The organism is Methylobacterium nigriterrae, from assembly GCF_037106235.1.
Taxonomy (GTDB): Bacteria; Pseudomonadota; Alphaproteobacteria; order Rhizobiales; family Beijerinckiaceae; genus Methylobacterium; species Methylobacterium nigriterrae.
The window spans coordinates 1-1,049 of sequence record NZ_JBAWTG010000409.1 but is presented as its reverse complement, the minus strand read 5'-3'; the positions used below and the strand labels follow the sequence as shown (position 1 = coordinate 1,049).

Below are 1,049 nucleotides of genomic sequence, written 5' to 3'. Positions count from 1 at the left end.
CTAGAGCGGATCCCGCGCTGCTTGAGACGGGTTTGCGGGTGGTGCGTTGACGGATGAAGGAGCTTGCCCATGCCTTCACCGTTGTCTGTGGACCTGCGCGAGCGTGTCGTGGCTGCCGTGGCGGCGGGTGCCTCCTGCCGTCGCGTCGCAGCTCGCTTCGGGGTCAGCGTGTCGAGCGCCAGCCGCTGGTCGGAGCGCTTCCGCAACGAGGGTCAACTCGCCTCCAAGGCGATGGGCGGCGATCACACCTCGCAAGCCATCGAGGCTCATGCCGCGCTGATCCTGGCGACCTCTAGCCACGAGCCGCGCCTCTTCCTGCGTGAGCTGCGCGACCGGCTGGCTGAGAAGGGCGTGCAGACCAGCACGAGCGGGTTGTCCCGCTTCTTCCAGCGGCATGGGATTAGCTGGAAAAAGGGGCGACGTACGCAGCTGAGCAGGAGCGCGCGGACGTAAGGGCGGCGCGCGAGGCGTGGTTCGAGGCACAGCCCGAGCTTGATCCGGACCGGCTGGTGTTCCTGGACGAGACGGCCGCTGCCACCAACATGGCACGGCGCTACGGTTGGGCGCCACGCGGTGAACGTTGCCGGCTCGCAGCGCCGTGGGGACACTACAAAACCACCACCATTACGGCCGCTATACGCACGAGCGGAATGTGCGCCACCGCGCTGTTGGACGGCCCCACGAACGGCACGCGCTTCCGCAGCTACGTCACCCAGACCCTGGTCCCGGACCTGCAGCCTGGTGACATCGTCGTTATGGACAATCTGCCAGCGCACAAGGTCGCTGGCGTGCGTGAGGCGATCGAGGCCACGGGGGCCCGGCTGCTCTACCTTCCGTCCTACAGCCCTGATCTCAACCCGATCGAGCAAGCCTTCGCTAAGCTCAAGGCGCTGTTGCGCAGCGCGGCAGCCCGCACGATCCCGGATCTCTGGGCGGCGATTCGGCAGGCATTCACGCGCTTCACTCCGCAGGAGTGCCGCAACTACCTCGCCGCAGCCGGCTACGAGGACGACTTGACCGTCGCTAGCTGACCGGGAACAGCTCTAGCG

At 67.0% G+C, this 1,049-nt stretch carries 1 protein-coding gene; it reads left to right on the top strand.

Going from position 1 to position 1,049, the window contains the following annotated elements:
- Positions 1-69: 69 nt before the first annotated feature.
- A protein-coding gene (locus tag WDW90_RS37440; protein WP_336492776.1) for an IS630 family transposase occupies positions 70-1,031 on the top strand; the annotation gives its coding sequence in 2 pieces (ribosomal slippage) (positions 70-418 and positions 418-1,031; 963 coding nt in all).
- Positions 1,032-1,049: the final 18 nt, after the last annotated feature.